At 57.8% G+C, this 19,623-nt stretch carries 16 protein-coding genes; 5 read left to right on the top strand and 11 right to left on the bottom strand.

The window, feature by feature from the left end:
• Positions 1-463: 463 nt before the first annotated feature.
• Entirely contained in the window at positions 464-1,657 is a 1,194-nt protein-coding gene (locus FZF01_RS09840; protein WP_150278000.1) for a class I SAM-dependent rRNA methyltransferase, read from the bottom strand.
• A gap of 117 nt (positions 1,658-1,774) precedes the next feature.
• On the opposite strand from FZF01_RS09840, the gene FZF01_RS09835 reads away from it, so the two are divergent.
• From FZF01_RS09835 to FZF01_RS09815, 5 genes are all read left to right on the top strand, one after another.
• Positions 1,775-2,656 (top strand): HDOD domain-containing protein, encoded by an 882-nt coding sequence (locus FZF01_RS09835; protein ID WP_150277999.1) that lies wholly within the window; start codon positions 1,775-1,777, stop codon positions 2,654-2,656.
• A 36-nt stretch (positions 2,657-2,692) separates the two neighbouring features.
• The gene (locus FZF01_RS09830) at positions 2,693-3,208 is read left to right on the top strand and encodes a glycine cleavage system protein R (protein WP_150277998.1); all 516 of its coding nucleotides are present in this window, start codon (positions 2,693-2,695) and stop codon (positions 3,206-3,208) included.
• Positions 3,209-3,306: 98 nt separating this feature from the next.
• Positions 3,307-4,827 carry a DUF1538 domain-containing protein gene (locus FZF01_RS09825; RefSeq protein ID WP_150277997.1) on the top strand — a complete coding sequence of 507 codons (1,521 nt, stop codon included), beginning with the start codon at positions 3,307-3,309 and terminating at the stop codon, positions 4,825-4,827.
• Positions 4,824-5,171, top strand: a complete 348-nt coding sequence (locus tag FZF01_RS09820; protein WP_150277996.1) for a P-II family nitrogen regulator — start codon at positions 4,824-4,826, stop codon at positions 5,169-5,171. The genes FZF01_RS09825 and FZF01_RS09820 overlap by 4 nt, the downstream gene beginning before the upstream one ends.
• A 20-nt stretch (positions 5,172-5,191) precedes the next feature.
• Positions 5,192-5,587 (top strand): CBS domain-containing protein, encoded by a 396-nt coding sequence (locus FZF01_RS09815; protein ID WP_150277995.1) that lies wholly within the window; start codon positions 5,192-5,194, stop codon positions 5,585-5,587.
• A gap of 13 nt (positions 5,588-5,600) precedes the next feature.
• Here the strand turns inward: FZF01_RS09815 and FZF01_RS09810 are convergent, their stop codons facing one another.
• The 10 genes from FZF01_RS09810 to ubiH form a co-directional block, all read right to left on the bottom strand.
• The gene (locus FZF01_RS09810; protein ID WP_150277994.1) at positions 5,601-6,368 is read right to left on the bottom strand and encodes an SDR family NAD(P)-dependent oxidoreductase; all 768 of its coding nucleotides are present in this window, start codon (positions 6,366-6,368) and stop codon (positions 5,601-5,603) included.
• Between the two features lie 207 nt (positions 6,369-6,575).
• Positions 6,576-7,661 carry a ParM/StbA family protein gene (parM, locus tag FZF01_RS09805; protein WP_150277993.1) on the bottom strand — a complete coding sequence of 362 codons (1,086 nt, stop codon included), beginning with the start codon at positions 7,659-7,661 and terminating at the stop codon, positions 6,576-6,578.
• A gap of 175 nt (positions 7,662-7,836) precedes the next feature.
• On the bottom strand, positions 7,837-9,462 hold the full coding sequence (gene mgtE, locus FZF01_RS09800) for a magnesium transporter (protein WP_150277992.1): 1,626 nt from the start codon (positions 9,460-9,462) through the stop codon (positions 7,837-7,839).
• Positions 9,463-9,600: 138 nt separating this feature from the next.
• Positions 9,601-12,486, bottom strand: a complete 2,886-nt coding sequence (gene gcvP, locus FZF01_RS09795) for an aminomethyl-transferring glycine dehydrogenase (protein WP_150277991.1) — start codon at positions 12,484-12,486, stop codon at positions 9,601-9,603.
• Positions 12,487-12,678: 192 nt separating this feature from the next.
• Complete coding sequence (gcvH, locus tag FZF01_RS09790; RefSeq protein WP_150277990.1) at positions 12,679-13,059, bottom strand: glycine cleavage system protein GcvH; 381 nt, start codon at positions 13,057-13,059, stop codon at positions 12,679-12,681.
• A 30-nt stretch (positions 13,060-13,089) separates the two neighbouring features.
• Positions 13,090-14,175, bottom strand: a complete 1,086-nt coding sequence (gcvT, locus tag FZF01_RS09785; RefSeq protein ID WP_150277989.1) for a glycine cleavage system aminomethyltransferase GcvT — start codon at positions 14,173-14,175, stop codon at positions 13,090-13,092.
• 118 nt (positions 14,176-14,293) lie between these two features.
• A complete protein-coding gene (locus tag FZF01_RS09780) occupies positions 14,294-15,907 on the bottom strand; it encodes an ABC transporter permease (RefSeq protein WP_150278193.1) in 1,614 nt (537 codons plus the stop codon).
• A 145-nt stretch (positions 15,908-16,052) separates the two neighbouring features.
• On the bottom strand, positions 16,053-17,054 hold the full coding sequence (locus FZF01_RS09775) for an extracellular solute-binding protein (protein WP_150277988.1): 1,002 nt from the start codon (positions 17,052-17,054) through the stop codon (positions 16,053-16,055).
• A 68-nt stretch (positions 17,055-17,122) separates the two neighbouring features.
• On the bottom strand, positions 17,123-18,379 hold the full coding sequence (locus FZF01_RS09770; RefSeq protein ID WP_150277987.1) for an FAD-dependent monooxygenase: 1,257 nt from the start codon (positions 18,377-18,379) through the stop codon (positions 17,123-17,125).
• 43 nt (positions 18,380-18,422) lie between these two features.
• Positions 18,423-19,619 (bottom strand): 2-octaprenyl-6-methoxyphenyl hydroxylase, encoded by a 1,197-nt coding sequence (gene ubiH, locus FZF01_RS09765; protein WP_150278192.1) that lies wholly within the window; start codon positions 19,617-19,619, stop codon positions 18,423-18,425.
• Positions 19,620-19,623 lie beyond the last annotated feature (4 nt).

Raw genomic sequence — 19,623 nt, 5'->3', positions numbered from 1 at the left:
CAGGCTGTGCGCTCAACCGACATCGGAGTGATGCGGGGTTTGCTGTCCAAGGGCAAAAACAAACACCGTTTTTTGATGAACGCTTTTAGTGGTTTTGCTTTTCTCGCCGGCAAATGATGAGCTAGCTGCAGACGCAGGACGAGAGGACTAAGCCGACCGTCGCTGGCAGGGATGCCAGCGTCGAGCCTACAGGGACGTACTTGCAGCGTGTCGGCGTGGACTCACGGCCTGCATCTGCTTGCTCGGTATTTAAGAAACGGTTTTTCTCGATGGCGAGCCTGGGGCTCAAGGCGCCCAGCCTGGCAGGGTTCCGAAAGCCGCCGGGAATCCATCCATGGAGGCTTGTCAGAAACGTCCCTGTTTCAGACACTTTCTCCACCCCACCAGGCTGGGCGCTCAGCCGACATCGGAGTGATGCGGGGTTTGCTGTCCAAAAGCAAAAGCAAAACCTGTTACGGGTGCTTCAGACCGGCAAAACCCTGCAGAACAGCGACTTGATGTAGCCAGTCTCAGGGATTGCGGGATGCAATGGGTGGTCTGGGCCCTGGAAGCCGCGTTCAGTGATGACCAGGTGACGATCCAGGTGCCGACTGGAGGCCAGCAGGATGTCGCGCAACGTCTCTTCCGCCAGGTGCATGGAGCAGGATGCCGAGACCAGGATACCGTCCTTGTTAAGCAGCCTGATGGCCTGTTCGTTCAGGCGGCGATAGGCAGCTTCGCCGTTGCGTTGATCTTTGCGCTTCTTGATGAAGGCTGGCGGATCAGCGATGACCACGTCGAACTTCTCGCCCGCCGATTTGAGCTCGCGCAGGGCATCCATCACGTCGCCTTCAACGACTGACATGCGGTCCGCGACGCCATTAAGGCCCGCGTTATGTTCGACTAGGTCCAGCGCCGGCGCAGAACTGTCAACGCACATGACTTCGCTGGCGCCGAAGGCTGCTGCCTGCACGCCCCAGCCGCCAATGTAGCTGTATAGGTCGAGCACCCGCTTGCCCTTCACGTAGGGTGCCAGGCGTGCGCGGTTCATGCGGTGATCGTAGAACCAGCCGGTCTTCTGCCCTTCCCATACCGGCGCCTCGAACTGCACTCCGTTTTCTTCCAGGGCCACGCGCTTGGGCACATCGCCGTGGGCTGCTTCCACATAGGAGGGCAAGTTTTCGGCGCTGCGCGCACCGCTATCATTCTTGAAAAGCACACCCGCTGGCTTGAGTACCTGAACCAGGGCCTCGACGATCTCGCCGCGCACCCGCTCCATACCGGGGGTGGCGATCTGCACCACAAGATAGTCCCCAAAGCGGTCTACCACGAGCCCCGGTAGCAGGTCTGCATCGCCGTAGACCAGGCGGTAGAACGGCTTGTCGAAAAGTTTTTCACGCAGGCTGAGCGCGACCTGAATACGGTGCACAAGCAATGACTTGTTCAGGAGCGTGCCGGTATCGCGGCTGTGCATACGCGCACAAATAAGATTGGTCGGGCTCATGGTGACGAGACCAAAGGGTTTGCCAGTGGCGCTTTCGAGTTGCACTTCCTGGCCCGGTTCAAAGGCTGTCAGAGGCGTCTGCGCGGTATCCACTTCGTTACTGAAAACCCACAAGTGTCCGGCCTTGATACGGCGGTCGCTATTGGATTTCAGACGCAGGCTGGGCAGTGTCATCGGGGAGCTCCTCTTTCAGTCGGCAGTGAATTCCACCGGGCGGGCAGTATACAGGCTGTCCAGTCCGGCAGTCTGCGGCTAAACTCGAATATCCAGCATGATATCGGACCAGCTTGCATGATAGACGATCTTTCGGAAGAGCAGATAAGGCGTGCCCTGCAGGGCATCAGTGTGCCGCCACAGCCCCAGATCATGGTGGACCTGCAGATGGAACAGGTGATGCCTGACCCGGATTTGAAGGTGATTGCTCGGCTTATCAGCCAGGACCCAGGGCTCTCGGGAAGCTTGCTGAAGGTGGTCAATTCGCCTTTTTTCGGGCTGGCAAACCGGATCTCCTCAATTCAGCAGGCGGTAAACCTGTTGGGTGTAAAGCGAGTGATCAACATCATCAACGCCCAGTCCATACGGAGTGAGATGACCGATGAAAACATCGTCAACCTCAATCGCTTTTGGGACAGCGCCCAGGACATTGCGATGACATGCATGACCCTGGCAAAAAAAATTGGCTGTATCGAACCGGATGAAGCCTATGCCCTGGGGCTGTTCCACAATTGTGGCATTCCCCTGATGCTGAGGCGCTTCCCCTATTACATTGAAGTAATGGAGGAGTCCTACTCCCAGGCAGGGCAACGTATTGTTGATGTAGAGAACCAGCGGCTCAACACCAACCACGCAGTGGTTGGATACTTTACTGCCAAATCCTGGCTGCTTCCCAAACACCTGTGTGAAGCCATTGCCAGTCATCACAATGTGGAACAGATCTTTACTCAGGACGACTACGATCCGGGGCTGAAAAACCTGCTGGCAATTCTGAAGATGGCAGAGCATATCTGTCAGGCTCATCGTGTGCTGGCCAACCAGGCTGTTGACCATGAATGGAACGCGGTAGGCCACGAGATTCTCGAATATGTTGGCCTGACCGAATACGATTACGAAAATCTGGAGATCAATTGCCGTGAAATGATGGTGACCGGCGAGGGCCGGTATTATCAGGATTGAACGCAACGTCTCAAACACTGCTTCAAGGAGTAATGCATGTCGACACCCCTCGTTATCACGGTAATTTCCGCCGACAAGTCAGGCCTGGTGGAAAGCATCGCCCAGGTTATAAATCGCCACGGCGGTAATTGGCTGGAAAGCCGTATGGCACGCATGGCCGGTCAGTTCGCGGGCATTCTGCGGGTCGACATCGCGCCAGAGAAGGTCGAAGGATTACGTATAGACCTTGACGGACTGACCAGCCTGGGCATTAACGTTCAGGTTGCGGTCAGCGGTCAGGCAGATGAGCCCGAACTGGAAATACTGCACCTGACCCTGCTGGGTAACGATCGCCCCGGCATCGTGCATGAAGTATCACAGGTCCTGGCGCGCAACGGCGTCAATGTAGAGCAGCTGGAAACCGAGTGCAGTCCGGCCCCCATGAGTGCAGATCTGCTGTTCAAGGCCAGCGCCCGTCTCGGCATTCACCCCCAGACCGATCTCGAGGCATTACGCAATGACCTGGAGAACCTGGCCGACGACCTGATGGTGGAGCTTACACAGGAGCGCTGATCAGTATTGCAGGTACTTGATTGATCGAGGTCAGCACCCAGTCGCAATGATTTCGCTAGCCTGACACGATAACTGCAAAGCGCCTGGAAACGCCTCGAATGAATCACCTGCATACCTTCTGGTACAACCTGCGGCACGCTTTTGGCAACCTATTACCAATCATCCTGGTGGTGGGTGTGTTTCAGGCGGCAGTGATCCGGGAGTTACCAAATGGGCTCACCGAGATGTTGCTGGGTCTTGCCGTGGTCATTTTTGGCGTAGCCGTTTTTCTGCAGGGGCTGGAGCTGGGTGTTTTCCCGGTAGGCAAAAGCCTGTCGAACGCCTTTGCCAGGCGTGGTTCTCTGCCGTTGCTGATGGGCTTCGGGTTTTGCCTGGGGTTTTCCTCGGTGATTGCTGAACCCGCTCTGATTGCGGTCGCTGAGCAGGCAGAAGACATCAGCGATGGGAGAATCAAGGGGCTAACCCTGCGCCTACTCATAGCCCTCTCGGTCGGACTGGTGGTAGCACTCGGCGTGCTGCGCACCCTGCTTGGTCATCCCCTGCACTGGTACATGATCATTGGTTATCTACTGGTCAGTTGCGTGACCTTCTTTGCTCCCGAGGAGATCGTGGGTCTGGCCTACGACTCCGGAGGGGTAACCACCAATATTGTCACTGTTCCGCTCATCGCTGCACTGGGTATTGGTCTGGCGGCATCAATCAAAGGGCGCAATCCGCTGGCCCATGGATTCGGCCTGGTGGCTCTCGCCGTCATGGTGCCGATGATAGCGGTGCAATTTTACGGAATCGTTGTCTATACCCTGTTTCCCGTTGAGGCCGCTGTTGAGGCCGCGTCCAATATCGCCCTGCAAGCGGGCGACACGGCAGAGATCATAACGAAGACATCCGGCTCTGTGCTGGTGGGCATGCTGATCGACCTGCTCATGATGCTGCGCGACGTTCTGCCCATCATCATCGTGATTCTGTTTTTCCAGTATGCAGTGATCCGCAAGCCTCTTCCCTACGTGCGTCGAGTCATCATGGGCTTTGCGATGGTTATTCTGGGCCTGTATGCATTTGTCATTGGACTGAAGCTCGGCCTGTTTCCGATTGGCCGCAGCATGGCAGAACAATTGATCGGGCTAGATACCCTGGTTTACGTCTACCTGTTCGCATTGGCCATCGGTTTTGCCACTACGATGGCCGAGCCGGCACTGATCGCGATTGGCGGTCAGGCCGAGGAGGCTGCCCACGGCAAGCTGAATGCAAAGCATATTCGATTGCTGGTCGCTTTGGGCGTTGCCATCGGCATCGCCATAGGGGTGCACCGGATCATTACCGGCGACTCCATCCACTACTACATCATGGGCGGATACGCTCTGGTGATATTCCTGACCTGGCTCGCACCGCGCTTCATCGTGCCGCTCGCCTTTGACCTGGGCGGGGTGACAACTTCTGAAGTCACGGTGCCCCTGGTCACTGCACTGGGAATTGGACTCGCCACCCAGATCGAAGGCCGCAGCGCGCTGATTGATGGCTTCGGGCTGATTGCCTTCGCGTCGATATTCCCGATTGTTACTGTTCTGCTCTACGCTATCGTGATGGAGCGGCTCAAACCCGCTGGAGGAGATGCACAATGAAATTCTCGGTTCTGGTAGCCATTCTGGCCGAAGATCTGGAAGAAACAGCCATAAAGAGCGCCAAGGCCGCAGGCGCCGGAGGGATAACCATCCTCAACGGACGCGGGCTAGGGGCGGAGCAGAAAAAGACATTCTTCGGCCTGACCTATGAAGGCAGTCAGTCGGTACTGATTCTGGTACTGGAAAAGAAACTCTCGCTGCAGGTGATGAAACGCCTGGTGCGGGATCTGGATCTGAACAACGACAGTCGAGGCGTAGTTTTCACCCTGCCGCTGGATCATATCGCCGGTATCGACCCCACCCAGGTAGAGCAGTTCGAACAACTGATTCGCAAAGACATCTGAAGCTTCCAAGGAGCCCTGCCATGTTGGTGAAGGACATCATGAAAACCAGCGTGATCACCATCTCGGCATTTGCCACTGTGCGAGAGGCGATGCTGAAAATGCGTGAACACAATATAAAGTCGTTGGTGGTCAACAAGAACAACGAGCACGATGCCTATGGTTTGCTGACCTATAACGACATTCTCAAGACCATTGTGGCCGAGGAAGGCGATATTGATCTGATCAACGTTTACGACATCTGCAGCAAGCCCGCGCTGATCGTTTCGCGCGAGCTGGCTGTAAAGCATGTGGCACGCCTGATGGTGACCATGGGCATCCACCGCATTCTGGTAACCAATGCCAACGAACTGGTCGGGATCATCACCATGAACGATATTGTCAGCGCGATCCTGGAGATGGCCGACGCAATGGATTAGGCGGCCGACCCGGCTACTGTCGCCCGACGTAACCCGGATTGAAGATCACGGCCTCACCCTGCATGTTCTCGAAGATATCCTTTGCGGCAATCGCTGGGTCTTCCCAATTGGCTGCGCGGTCGTTTTCGGGATCGGCCATAGGCCCGGTGGAGTGCTGACTGATTTTGGTTTTCATACCACCGGGAGCAGCCAGAAATACGCTGATGTTATCTCCCTGAACTTCCTGTGCAACGCTCTGAAACAGGCCATGGAGCGCATGTTTGGTGGCTGCGTAATGCCCCAGATTTGCAGGCGCGGCCCGCATGCCCAGGATCGAGGAGACATTGACGATGGTACCGCCGCCCTGCTTGCGCATGATGGGAATGACCCGCTGCGCCAGATCGGCGTAGGCCCAGTAGTTGACTTCGAAAAGACGGTGGGCTTCCACGCTGTCCATCTGCTCCAGAGTGGCCAGATAGGAATAGCCAGCGTTGTTGAACAGATAATCGATTCGACCGAATTCATCCATCGCCGCCTCGATCACATCAGGCCGCTGTTTGGCATCGGCGAGATCCACTTCAACCACGATGGCCTGACCACCCTTCGCTCGAATCTGTTCGGCCAACGTCTCGGATTGGTCAGGGCGAATGTCTGCCAGCACCAATTTCATGCCTTTTTCTGCACCCAGGAGTGCAAGCTCGTGGCCCAGTCCATAGCTGCTACCGGTCACAATGGCGACTTTGTCGTGGTATTGGGGGGAGGTAGGCGCCTGCTCGGCAAGGCTGAACTGTGCTATCAGCATGGCCAGCGCACCTGTCGTCAGCGCGACCCAAAAACCAGCCGCTGCTCTGGTCGGAGCAGCTAGCATCTTTATAAATAGCATCGAGGATGTCTCCTGCTGTGATCGAGCCATTACCTTAGCGTAATCACGAACCACATCAGAGCAGGGAAACATACAGTTGCAAATACCCTGAGACGCCGACGCCCAGGCAGGACGCCGGCGAAGGCGTCAGACTTCCAGCTGTTTGGCTGAAGCCTTCGAGGGTTTGCCTTTCGCCTTTGCAGCAGCCACATTACGCATGAACTTGAGCGCGCCTCGAGCGTTGGAGAACTCATCCAGCATGACCGGATTGGGGAATGCCTGGGTCAGCCAGTGGTGGAACACCACCGACCCGCCCCCGGTAATGATAATGGCGCGGTAAATACCGATGGAGCCGAGTCGGGACTTGACGTTGTTAATGATTTTGGTCGCTACCGAACAAGCTACGTCGTCACGCAACACTTCGAAATTGCGCACTTCACCTGCATAGAAAGTGGAACCTGTTTCCAGTACTTCGCTGACCAGATTGGGTGGAATCTCGGCATCATGGGAGTTTTCCAGCAACCCCAGATCGATGAGCTCCTGCTTGATGGCCTTTTCCAGGGCAAATTTGAGATCCAGCACGCCGACCTTGTCGGTACCAGAATAGGTATTGTTGATAGTGATGCTGTCATCGACAATCAGGTTCACCACGTCGGTGGTGGAGCCACCAATATCGATTATCGCCACGTCACCTTTGGTGTACTTTGCCGCATCGGTGAACTCACCTTCGTCATCAAGTACAAAATCGAAGAAGGCGGACAGGGCTTCGGAATAGCAGTCGACCTGGTCAATGTTCAGCTTGTCATCACTGCCAATAACCTCAACCGTGCCTTTACTGCCATTGAAATTGGCAATAGTGGCTACCTTGTTCTCGGTTATCTGGTTGCCCTGCTCGGAAAAATAATCGCGAAAGGACAGAGTTACTCCCAGGTGCAGAGGCTTGTTGAGTAGTTTGGCCTTGCGCAGCGCGTGGGTGACAAGCACGCGGTTCTCGACTGAAGCAGGGTAATTGGCGTTACGCAGATTTATCGGGGAACGCACGGAAGGTTTGCAGGTGTAATCCACCCCATCAGCCCGGTAACGGTCGACGGTCTCGCCGCTGTTTGAGCTCAGCCGATCAGTACCGATAATCGTCGGTACCTTGAGGGTCTGGATCTTCCCTTCGGCGTCGAGCCAGGCCAGCTTGTGATCTGCATACCCGTTGTCATCGACGACCAGTGTTACCTCTGCCATGTCACTCTCCCCAATCCATTCAAATGTGAGCGCCGCACGAAGTCCGGCTGCGTCCGTTCCCGAAGATATGCAAGCTTAACCCAGAAAGAACCCAACCCGGCAATCGCGGACCATCCAGCCTGTGTGACGGAGTATGCCAGCCCAGGCTGACATACGGAATATTGTATCGCGGCGCTCAGATCAGCAGTAACGTCGCCAAACCGAGGAAAGCAAAGAAACCCACCACGTCGGTGACAGTGGTAAGAATAACCCCACCAGCCAGGGCCGGATCAATACCAAAACGCCGCAAAACAAGGGGAATTACCAGTCCCGCGAGGGCTGCACAGACAAGGTTGAGCAGAATCGCCGCGCCTATGATCCCACCGATCTGCCAACTCCCGAACCAGAGAATCGCCAGGGCAGCGACCACCAGAGCCCACAACACCCCGTTAAGCAATCCAATGCCCAGCTCCTTGATCAAGAGCACCCGTGCGTTGCCGCCCACCACCTGCCCAAGTGCCAGACCACGGATGACCAGCGTCAGGGTCTGACTGCCGGCAATACCTCCCATGCTGGCAACAATCGGCATCAGTACCGCGAGCGCCACAATCTGTTCAAGCGTCCCCTGGAACTGGCCTATGACCCATGCAGCAAGAAAGGCTGTAATCAGATTGATGCCCAGCCAGACCGAGCGGCGCCGGGTACTGGTGAGAATCGGGGCGAACATGTCAGCTTCTTCGTCCAGACCTGCCATGTTCATCATGGCCCGTTCCGAGTCTTCACGAATGATATCCATCACGTCATCAACCGTAATGCGCCCCAATAAAAGACCATCACCATCGACTACACCGGCGGACAGCATGTCGAGATCTTCGAACAGGCGCGCGACTTCGTGACTCGAGGACTCGACACTGATCGGCTTGAACTCATCATCCATCACTTCGCTGACCTTGGCCTCCGGCAGGCTGGTCACCATTCGGCTCAGGCGCAATACGCCCAGGTAGCGATTCTTGCGATCCACGACCATGACCTTGTCGGTGTGGTCAGGCAGATCTTCCAGCAATCTCAGATAACGCAATACCGAGCCGATCCGCACGTCCGCACGCACCGAAATATGGTCCACGTTCATCAGACCGCCGGCCGAGTCCTCGTGATAGGACAGCATTTCGGCAATCTGTTTGCGTTTCTGCTCATCCATCGACAGCAGCAGTTGACGCCCCGAGCCACTTGGCAAGGCCTGAATCAGATCGACAAGATCATCGAGGTCGAGCTTGCGCGCAGCGGCAACCAGCTCCTCATCGTCCATTTCCAGGGCCAACTTGGCCCTGACCTCCTCGTGCAGATGGACCAGCACCTTGCCCGAACGTTCGCTGTCGAGCGTCTCCCAGACCGCACTGCGTTCATCCGGTGGCAGGGCTTCAAGCAGACCGGCGGCTTTGGCCGGATGCATGTGCCTGAAGACCTTGCCTACGCGCTTGTACTTCCCGGCCTGGAGAGCGTCACGAACGCTGCCGATATGAGTGAAGACGTTTTCTTCTTGATCGTGCAGGTCAGCATCAACGTCACCATGATCGCTGTCGCGGTGCAGAGTCGCAGCCATTTGCGGGTCGAGATGGCGCAGCACCGCGGCTTCATCTTCGTCGGCAACCTGCTGCCATACGGTCTGACGCTGATCCGGCTCCAGAGCCTCAAGCAGACTCGCCAGTTTACCCGGGTGCATCGGCCGCACCAGCTTGCGCACGCGCTTGAGCTTGCCTTTGCCAAGGGCTTCGACAATCGCGTCCTGGCCGGTATGAATCGAGTTGCGGGTATCGTCAGTCATAGCAATTGCCAACTCCTGTCTTGCATCCGGCCAGGCCCGGACGCAGTTTGCGCACCGTTTGAAGCTGCAACAGCTCTGCAGCGGCGAAGGCGGGCCTGCAAGGCTCGCCCATTGTCGGCGCCGGGGCGCGCAGGAGTCTCAGTCCTCGTAGCTTTCGATCGGTGGGCAGGCACAAAACAGATTGCGGTCACCGTAAACATTGTCTATCCGGTTCACGCTTGGCCAGAACTTGTTGGCTGCCACCCAGGGTTGCGGAAAAACCGCCTGTTGCCGCGAGTATGCGCGATCCCAGTCACCGGTGATATCGGCGAGCGTGTGCGGAGCGTGATGCAGCGGGTTGTCTTCAGCGCTCCATTCACCCTGCTCAACCCGGCTGATTTCGTTACGAATAGTCAGCATTGCGTCGACAAAACGATCCAGTTCGGCTTTGGACTCGCTCTCGGTGGGCTCAATCATCAGCGTACCGGCAACCGGGAACGACATGGTCGGCGCGTGAAAGCCAAAATCCATCAAGCGCTTGGCAACATCCTCTTCGCTGATGCCGCTTGCCGCCTTGAGCGGCCGAATATCAATAATGCATTCATGGGCAACCCGGCCGTTCGCACCGCTGTAGAGAATCGGATACGCCTCACCCAAGCGTTTGGCAAGATAGTTGGCATTGAGAATCGCCACCTCGGTTGCTTGGCGCAGGCCGGCTGCGCCCATCAACGCAATGTAGGTCCAACTGATCGGTAAAATACTGGCACTGCCCCAGGGCGCTGCACTAACAGCACCATTCTCCGGGTTGGGGCCGTCCAGCGGCACTACCGGGTGATTGGCAACATAGGGCGCCAGGTGTGCCCGGACACCGATGGGACCCATGCCGGGACCGCCACCACCGTGGGGAATACAGAACGTCTTGTGCAGATTCATGTGCGAGACGTCGGCGCCGATATCCGCCGGACGGGTCAGACCTACCTGCGCATTCAGGTTGGCACCGTCCATGTAGACCTGCCCACCGTGCTGGTGAACGATATCGCAGATCTCGCGTATACCTTCCTCATACACCCCGTGGGTAGACGGATAGGTAATCATCAGGCAGGACAGGTTGTCGGCATTGTCTTCAGCCTTCTGGCGCAGGTCGGCAATATCCACGTTGCCCTGGTTATCGCACCCCACCAGAACCACACGCATGCTGGCCATCATGGCCGATGCCGGATTGGTACCGTGGGCAGAGGTCGGAATCAGGCACACATTGCGGTGCTCGTCGCCGTTGGCCTCATGGAAATTGCGAATTGCCAACAAACCGGCATATTCACCCTGAGCACCCGAGTTGGGCTGCATGCAAATGGCATCGAAACCGGTGATCTGCCTCAGCATTTCCTCGAGCTCATCGATCATCACCTTATAGCCCTCGGCCTGGGCCAAGGGTACGAAGGGGTGAATCTGACCAAATTCGGGCCAGGTAACCGGAATCATCTCGGTGGTGGCATTCAATTTCATGGTGCAAGAGCCCAGCGGAATCATGGCATGGTTCAGGGCCAGATCCTTGTTTTCAAGCGACTTGATATACCGCAGCATCTCGGTTTCGGAGTGATAACTGTTGAATACCGGGTGGGTGAGAAAGGCCGACTGGCGACGCAGGCCGGCAGGGATACCGACGTCCTTGCCAGCCACCTTGGCATCCAGCACCTCGATCGCCTGCAGCGGCTGCTCGTCCGCGAAAACAGCCAGCAAAGTCTCGACTGTGGTGCGGGTGCTGCTTTCATCCAGACTGATCCCCAGACTATCGCCATCAATCAACCGCAGGTTGATTCTGGCCGCCCGTGCCCGCTCGACAATGGCTCTTGCCTGTCCGGGAACCTCGAGGGTCAGGGTGTCGAAGAAAGTCGCGTTGCGCCGTTGGAAGCCAGCGGCCTCCAGACCAATGGCGAGAATTGAAGTCAACCGGTGAGTTCGTTCGGCAATGGTTCGCAGCCCCTCGGGCCCGTGATATACAGCGTAGAAGCTGGCCATGTTGGCCAGCAGCACCTGAGCAGTACAGATGTTCGAGTTGGCCTTTTCCCGCCGAATATGTTGCTCACGGGTCTGCAGCGCCATACGCAGAGCACGGTTACCGCGAGCATCGACAGACACACCGATGATCCGGCCGGGCATGGCTCGCTTATAGGCATCGCGGGTAGCAAAGAATGCCGCGTGAGGACCGCCATAGCCCATCGGTACCCCGAAACGCTGTGCAGAACCAAACACCACGTCTGCTCCCAGCTCACCCGGGGGGGTCAGCAGCACCAGGCTGAGCAGATCAGCCGCTACACAGGCCAGGCCCTGTTTGGAATGTACCTCATCGATCAACGGCTTGAGATCGCGAATCTCGCCCCAGGTGTCGGGATACTGGAAAAGAGCACCGAAAACATCATGCTTGGCGAGGGTAGATACGTCGTCCACCACCAGATCAAAACCGAAGGCTTCGGCACGGGTGCGCACGACCGAGATTGTCTGCGGGTGGCAATCATGGTCAACGAAGAACAGATTGCTCTTGCTCTTGGCTACGCGCTTGGCCAACGCCATGGCCTCGGCCGCTGCAGTCGCCTCATCCAGCAGAGATGCGCTGGCCAGCTCCATGCCTGTCAGATCGATGGAAACCTGCTGGAAATTCAGCAGCGCCTCCAACCGGCCCTGGGCAATTTCCGGCTGATAAGGCGTGTAAGCCGTGTACCAGCCCGGATTCTCCAGCACATTGCGCAATATCACCGTAGGGGTCAGCGTGTTGTGATACCCCATACCAATACAGGAGGTAAATATCTGGTTGCGACCCGCTATTTCCTTGAGATACGCCAATACCTCAGCCTCGCTGCGCGGCCCCTGAATATCCAGCAATTCCTCGCGCAGGATAGTGCGTGGAACTGTCTGCCCAATCAGCGCATCCAGCGATTCGACGCCCAGGGCATCCAGCATTGCCTGCTGTTCAGCGGCATCCGGACCAATGTGGCGGCGCAAGAAGGCATCTGTCTGTTCCAGATCGTGGAGACTTGGCGTGTGGCTCATGGAAATACCTGTCAAAGATTGAAATGCGATAGGTTGGACCAGAATGGCCCCGCATGCCTCGCGAAGGAGGCTGGGCTATAGGGTTCGGCTCATCGGAGCGACACGGATCACAGCGTCGGCGCCAGCCAGCATCAATAACTTGTCAGCACATACAGTCGAGCGGAGCCGCCTTGCTGGCAACTCCGCGGGGACTCAGATCGACGCGCTGTAAGCGTCGGCATCCATCAACTTGTCCAACTCGGCAGCGTCGCTGGGTTTGACTTTGAAGAACCAGGCACCGGCATAGGGCTCGCTGTTAACCAGTTCAGGGCTTTCGGTGAGCGCCTCATTGACCGCAATGACTTCGCCGCTGACCGGAGCATAGATATCGGAGGCAGCCTTGACTGACTCGACCACGGCGCATTCCTGGCCCGCACTCACTTCGCGCCCAACTTCCGGCAATTCGACAAAGACGACATCGCCCAAAAGATCCTGAGCATGATCGGTAATACCGACCGTGATGGAGCCATCAGCTTCCTGGCGGGTCCATTCGTGGCTCGATGTATAACGCAGCTCGGCGGGAGTATTGCTCATGGGGCTGTCCTCGGAAAAATGATCTGAAAGTTATTCGAATACGGCTTTGCCGTTACGCACGAAGCCTGGCCTGACGACCCGCGCACTCAGCAATTTGCCACGGATTTCGACCTGAACGCTATCGCCCGTCTCACGTGGCACGCGGGCCAGTGCTATGGAGCATCCCAGCGTGGGAGAAAAAGTGCCGCTGGTGATTTCGCCCTCGCCGATACCGTCGACCAGGACTTTTTGATGACCACGCAGCACAGCTCGCTCGGCCATCACCAACCCGACCTGCTTGGGCTGATCTGCGGCTGCACGTTGGGCCTCGAGCGCCTTGCGACCAATGAAGTTACGCTCAGCAGGCTCCCAGGCGATCGTCCAGGCCATGTTGGCAGCCAGTGGTGACACACTCTCGTCCATATCTACACCGTACAGATTCATGCCAGCCTCGAGCCGCAGCGTATCACGCGCCGCCAGGCCACAGGGGTGACTACCTGCCGCCAACAACGCGTTCCAGAAACCAGCTGCCTGATCGGCGGGCAAGATGACTTCAAGACCGTCTTCACCGGTATAGCCTGTGCGGCCAATGAACCAGTCGCCGCTGGGTAGCCCCTGAAAGGGCTTGAGGTCGCCGATCAGCGCAGCGCAGGCATCACTGACTACGGAGGCCGCGACATCTATGGCACGCGGGCCCTGCACGGCGATCATAGCCAGGTCATCACGCTCCTGCAGGGTCACCGCATAACCCTCTGCCTGGCTATTCATCCACGCTATATCCTTGTCCCGGGTGGCCGCATTCACCACCAACCGGTAGCCATCCCTGCAAAGGTAGACGATCAGATCGTCGACCACCCCACCGTTCTCGTTGAGCATGCCGCTGTACAGTGCCTTGCCGGCAGTGGTCAGCTTTTCCACATCGTTGGCCAGCAGATATCTCAGAAACGCCTTGGCTTCGGTACCCGCCACATCGACTACCGTCATGTGAGACACGTCAAACATGCCTACATCGCGGCGTACGTGATGATGTTCTTCCATCTGTGAGCCGTAATTCAACGGCATGTCCCACCCGCCAAAATCAACCATCTTGGCGCCGGCGGCCAGGTGCTGCTCATAAAGCGGAGTGCGCAAACCCATGTGGCCTATTCCTTGATACTGGGAGGAGTGTCAGGCTGTGAATTGTAGCCAGAAATAAGCCTACTGTGCAGCCTTTGGTGACAATTGATAGAAGCCAGAGCCGAGGATCCCGGCAATGCTATCGCCGCGCGGAACGCCTGATCAGCACTATGACCGGAAGCAGCCCCACCAGTACCAGCGTCAGGGCCGGCAACGCCGCCCGCTCCCAGTTACCCTCGGTAGTCAGCCCGTGAATGCGCACGGCCAAGGTATCCCAACCGAAGGGGCGCATCAGCAATGTAGCAGGCATCTCCTTGAGCACATCGACGAAGACCAGCAACCCTGCACTGAGAATGCCCGGCAACAGCAGAGGCAGATAGATGCGCCGCAGGACTGCCCAACCCGACTGCCCAAGGCTCTGGGCGGCCTCTGGTAACGAGGGCTTTATGCGCGCAAGGGACGTATCCAGGGGGCCGTAAGCTACAGCCATGAAGCGTATGAGATAGGCCAGCAATAGCGCAAACAGGCTACCGAGCAGCAAGGGCGTAGGTTGTTCGGCGCCCAGCCAGCCTCGCAGCGGAATCAAGAAGGCATTATCGATCCAGCTGAACGCAAACATGATACCCACCGCCAGCACCGATCCGGGCAGGGCATAACCCAGATTCGACACCGCTACTGCAGTACGTACGCGTTTGATGGGCTGCAACCGACGGGCCAGGGCGAGGAGAATCCCCAGGCTGACAGTCAGAACGGCTGCCATGGCACCTAGCATCAGGGTGTTGCGAATCAGCGACCAATAGCGACTGTCAAGGTGCGCCATGCCACCTTCGAGCAACCAGTAGACCAGCTGGCTAACCGGAATGATGAAGGCGATGGACAGCACCAGCAGACAATAAACACTTGCCAGCCACGCCTTGATCCCGCGCAACCTGTATATTGCGCCGGGCCTTGGCCGATCAACCCCAGGGAATCGCTTACTGCCCTGAGCCCTGCGTTCGGCAAACAGCGCCAGAAAGACAAAAAGCAATAACACACTGGCCAGTTGGGTGGCTGTCTGCAAGCTGAAGAAGCCATACCAGGTCTTGTAAATCGCCGTGGTGAAGGTGTCATAGTTAAAAACGGATACCGCACCGAAATCAGCCAGTGTCTCCATGATCGCCAACGCGGCCCCTGCGCCTATGGCCGGCCGCGCCATGGGTAGCGCAATCTTGCTGAAGCCCTGCCATGGTGTCTGTCCCAGCACACGGGCCGCTTCCATCAGACCGCGCCCCTGAGCCATAAAGGCGCTGCGGGCAAGCAGATAGACATAGGGATAGAAAACCAGTACCAGAACGAGGATGACACCACCGGTGGAGCGGATGGATACCATTCGGAAATCATTACCCAACCAGTCACGCAATAGCGTTTGCACGGGACCGGAGAAATCCAGCAACCCGATCATTACAAATGCCAGCACGTAGGCCGGAATCGCGAAGGGTAACATCAGCGCCCAGTCCAGCCAGCGTCGCCCGGGGAATTCGCACATGCTGGTCAGCCAGGCCAGGCTCACTCCCAGCACAATCACGCCTACCCCAACCCCGGCAACCAGCGTCAGAGTATTGCCAATCAACTGGAGCAACTGGGTCTGCAACAGGTGCGCCCAAATAGGGGCATCTATGCTCTGCCAACTGAGCACCAGCACCAGCAACGGCATCACCACCAGCGCAGCCGAGCCATAAGCCACCGCGCGCCAGTAAGGCATTTTGCTGATCATGACCTGAGGCACATATGCTCCTGGGGCTGGTGACAGGCTCGCCGGATGTCAGCGTGCCGGAAAAATGCAAACGCCCGGCGCTGGGCCGGGCGTGCAGTATATCGGGAAAAAACAGCTATGGCTTCGGCCAGCGCTGCAGATCAGCTCACTTCCAGCCCTGACGATCCATCAGCATGATGGCCTCGGCCTGCAAGCGCCCTGCGACCTCGACATTGATCTGGTCCGCCTTGAACTCACCCCAGGCTGCCACCTCGTCCGAAGGTTTAACACTCTCGTTGGCCGGGAATTCCTGGTTGACCTCGGCAAATACCTCTTGCGCCGCAGGTGTAGTCATCCACTCTAGAAGCTTTATCGCCTCCTCGGGCTGCTTGGAGTGCATTGTTACACCAGCTCCCGAAATGTTGACGTGCACACCACGGTCTTCCTGGTTCGGCCAGAACAACGCCGCCTTGAGATCCGGTTCGGTTTTCTGCAGACGACCAAAGTAGTAGGTATTGACGATCCCCACATCACACTGACCTGCGTCGATTGACTGGATCAGAGAGGTGTCGTCGGGGAAAACGGGCGTGGCCAGGTTATTCACCCAACCTGTTATGACCTCGCCGGTGCGCTCTTCGCCCAGGGTTTCGATCATGGTAGCTGTCAGGGACTGGTTATAGACCTTCTTCGACGTACGCAGGCATACCCGACCTTTCCAGCTGTCGTCGGCCAGCGCCTCGTAAGTACTCAACTCGGCGGGATCGACCCGTTCGGTCGAATAGACAATAGTGCGCGCGCGGAGCGAAAGGCCAACCCATTTGCCGCTTTCGGCTCGATACTGAGCCGGAATATTTTCTTCGATCACATCCGATTTCACTTCCCGCAGCACGCCCTGCTGCTCAGCCTGCCAGAGGTTGCCAGCATCCACAGTGATCAGCATGTCAGCCGGCGTGTTCTTGCCTTCGGCCTGCAAACGCGCCAAAAGGGGTGCTTCCTTGTCCGTGATGAAGTTGATCTTTACGCCGGTTTCTTTGGTGTAGAGGTCAAAAACTGGCTGGATCAGATGATCCTGACGTGCAGAATAGACGACCAACTCCTTGGCCTGGGCAATGCTGCCGAAGGTGGTCAAAGCCAGACTCAGCGCAGTAACGGAACGAATGACGGACATGGACTAGGCCTCTCGATAGTAAGCAAAGCCTAGATGTTAATGATTCGAATTTAGAATAGCAACAGGGTTCAGCTGCTCTCTCTGTTCAGCTCAGGATCCCCTGCCAGGGAAGGCAGGTCACCGTCGAGCCCCATCGCCCTGCGTATGACCACAGATTTAAGCTTCCCCTGCTGATCCAGCCATTGCATGCCCGCATTGCGCAGCCAGCGTAGCGGCAGCGCATCAGCATGAAAGAGCCGTTCGAAGCCTTCCATCGCCGCCATCATGCCGAGGTTCGCACCCATGCGCCTGCGTTCGTAGCGTTGTAAAACAGCCAGGTCAGCCAGCGGCTCACCGCGCTGAATTGCCGCACGCAGGACATCATTGAGTTCAGCTGCATCAAGCAGCCCCAGGTTCACTCCCTGCCCTGCCAGCGGGTGGATGGTATGCGCCGCATCCCCCACCAGCACCAGCCCCTGCATCGCGTAGGTCTTGGCATGACGTTGCCGCAGCTCGATACGGTGCCGCGGATCCACTGCGACGACCTGTCCAAGCCTACCCTCTATAGCCGCACCGACCTCCAGCGCGAAGGTCGCATCATCCAGCGCCATGACCCGGTCTGCTGCTTCGGGCAACAACGACCAGACTAGCGAGCAGTAGTGCGCCCCTGCCTGGTCTGGAAGAGGCAGAAAGGCTAGAGGACCGGTCGGCAGAAACCGTTGCCACGCGGTGTTCTGGTGCGGCTCGGCCACCTGCACGGTGGTGACGATTGCATGGTGCAGATAATCCCACTCCCGGAGCGCAAACCCGGCAAGCTCACGCACCTTGGAGCGCGCCCCATCGGCGGCCACCACCAATGGGGCACGCAGGGCCTCGCCGCCAACCAGTTTGACCCGCCAGCCGGCCTCCTCGCGTACCAGGGTTTCGATCCTGCGCTCGCCGAGCATATTCACGCAAGTCTGCTCAAGCCTGCGCAGCAATGCTTGCTGTATACCCGTATTCTCCACGATGTGCCCAAGACGGCTTTCATTGAGAGCATTGGCATCAAATCGGATTTCACCGGTGCCCTCGGCGTCCCAAACACACATGTGCTGATAGGCACAGCGACGCGCACTATCAATCAGCGGCCATACACCCAGTTGTGTGAATATGCGCTCGGACGCGGCGCTGAGCGCGCTCACGCGCGGGTCGTAACCAGAAACGGTTTGTGACGATTCGGCTACCTTGGCCTGCAGCGGCAGAGCATCAACCAGCGCAATGTTCAACTCCGTATCAGCCAGGGCCAATGCCAGCGTTGCGCCCACCATGCCGGCACCAACAATTATCAAATCATAGTCTTGCGGCATGAAACCCACCTCGAATAACTTTACTGCAAAGCGATCTAAGCAATCAGATCTTCAGTCCCATCGCCTGTCTCGCGAACATGCGTCGCGCCGGCGGCAGCAAATCCAGACCGAGCAGACCAAGATTACGGCCCAGGGTCAGCATTGGTTGGCGATTGCTGAACAGGCGGGTCAGATAATCACTGAATGCCACGGTCATCCGCTGATCGGCGCGCTGGCTGTCCAGGTAGTCCTGCAATACAGCCAGGTCACCCAGGGGCCTGCGGCAACCTTGAGCAGCAATCAGCTTGTCTGCCAGGGCTACCGTATCGCGCAGAGACAGGTTGAAGCCCTGACCAGCAATGGGGTGCAGGCTATGGGCAGCGTTGCCAAGTACCACCAGATGCGCGCGGACCTGCTCCTGAGCCTCGGTCAGCTTGAGCGGATAGGAAGCTCGCGAACCTGCCCGCGTCAATGCACCCATGCGAAAACCAAAGGCCCGCTGCAACGCTGCGAGAAACGCCGACTCCGGCAGGGCAGCAATATCCTCAGCCTGCTCTTCCGGCAAGGTCCAGACAAGCGCGCTGCGCTGCCCAGCGAGCGGTAAAAGCGCCAGCGGGCCGGATTCGGTAAAGCGTTCGTAGGCCACCGAGCCATGACCCAGAGCGGTGGTGATATTGGCGATGATCGCCGTCTGACCATAAGGGCTGACATCCCGGTGCACACCCAGTTGATCAAGCAAGCCGGAACGCCCACCGTCGGCCAGCACCAGCAGATCGGTTTCCAGCACAGTGCTCGATCCGTCAACATCGATCTCCAGTGAGTAGCCCCCCGGTATTGCCCTGGCGGATGTGGCCCGGGCCGGGGCAATCCATTCAACTGTCTGGTAATCCAGCGCAGCCAGCAGTACTTCGCCGAGCCTGGCATTTTCCACCACATAACCCAGCGCCGGCACGCGCTCCTTGTCCGCGTATAGCCGGGTTACACCCGGGTGGCCACGATCAGACACGTGGATTTGCCGGATAGGCTCGACGTTCGGCGCCAGCTGCGACCATACGCCGAGTCGCTCCAGAAGCAGGCGGCTGCCATGTGATAAAGCCGTTGAGCGCGCGTCATAGCTGGGCTGGACCTGGCCGACGCCTGGTGGCTGGGCTTCAATCAAACGAATACGCCAGCCGGCCTGGCGCGCACAACTCTGCAGAGCCAGCGCCAGGCAGGCGCCTACCATGCCACCGCCGACAATGGTCAGATCACTGCTAACCATGGTG

The sequence above is a fragment of the Halopseudomonas salina genome (genome assembly GCF_008641105.1).
Note: the sequence above shows the minus strand (reverse complement) of the source record. Positions and strands in the feature narration are given on the sequence as shown.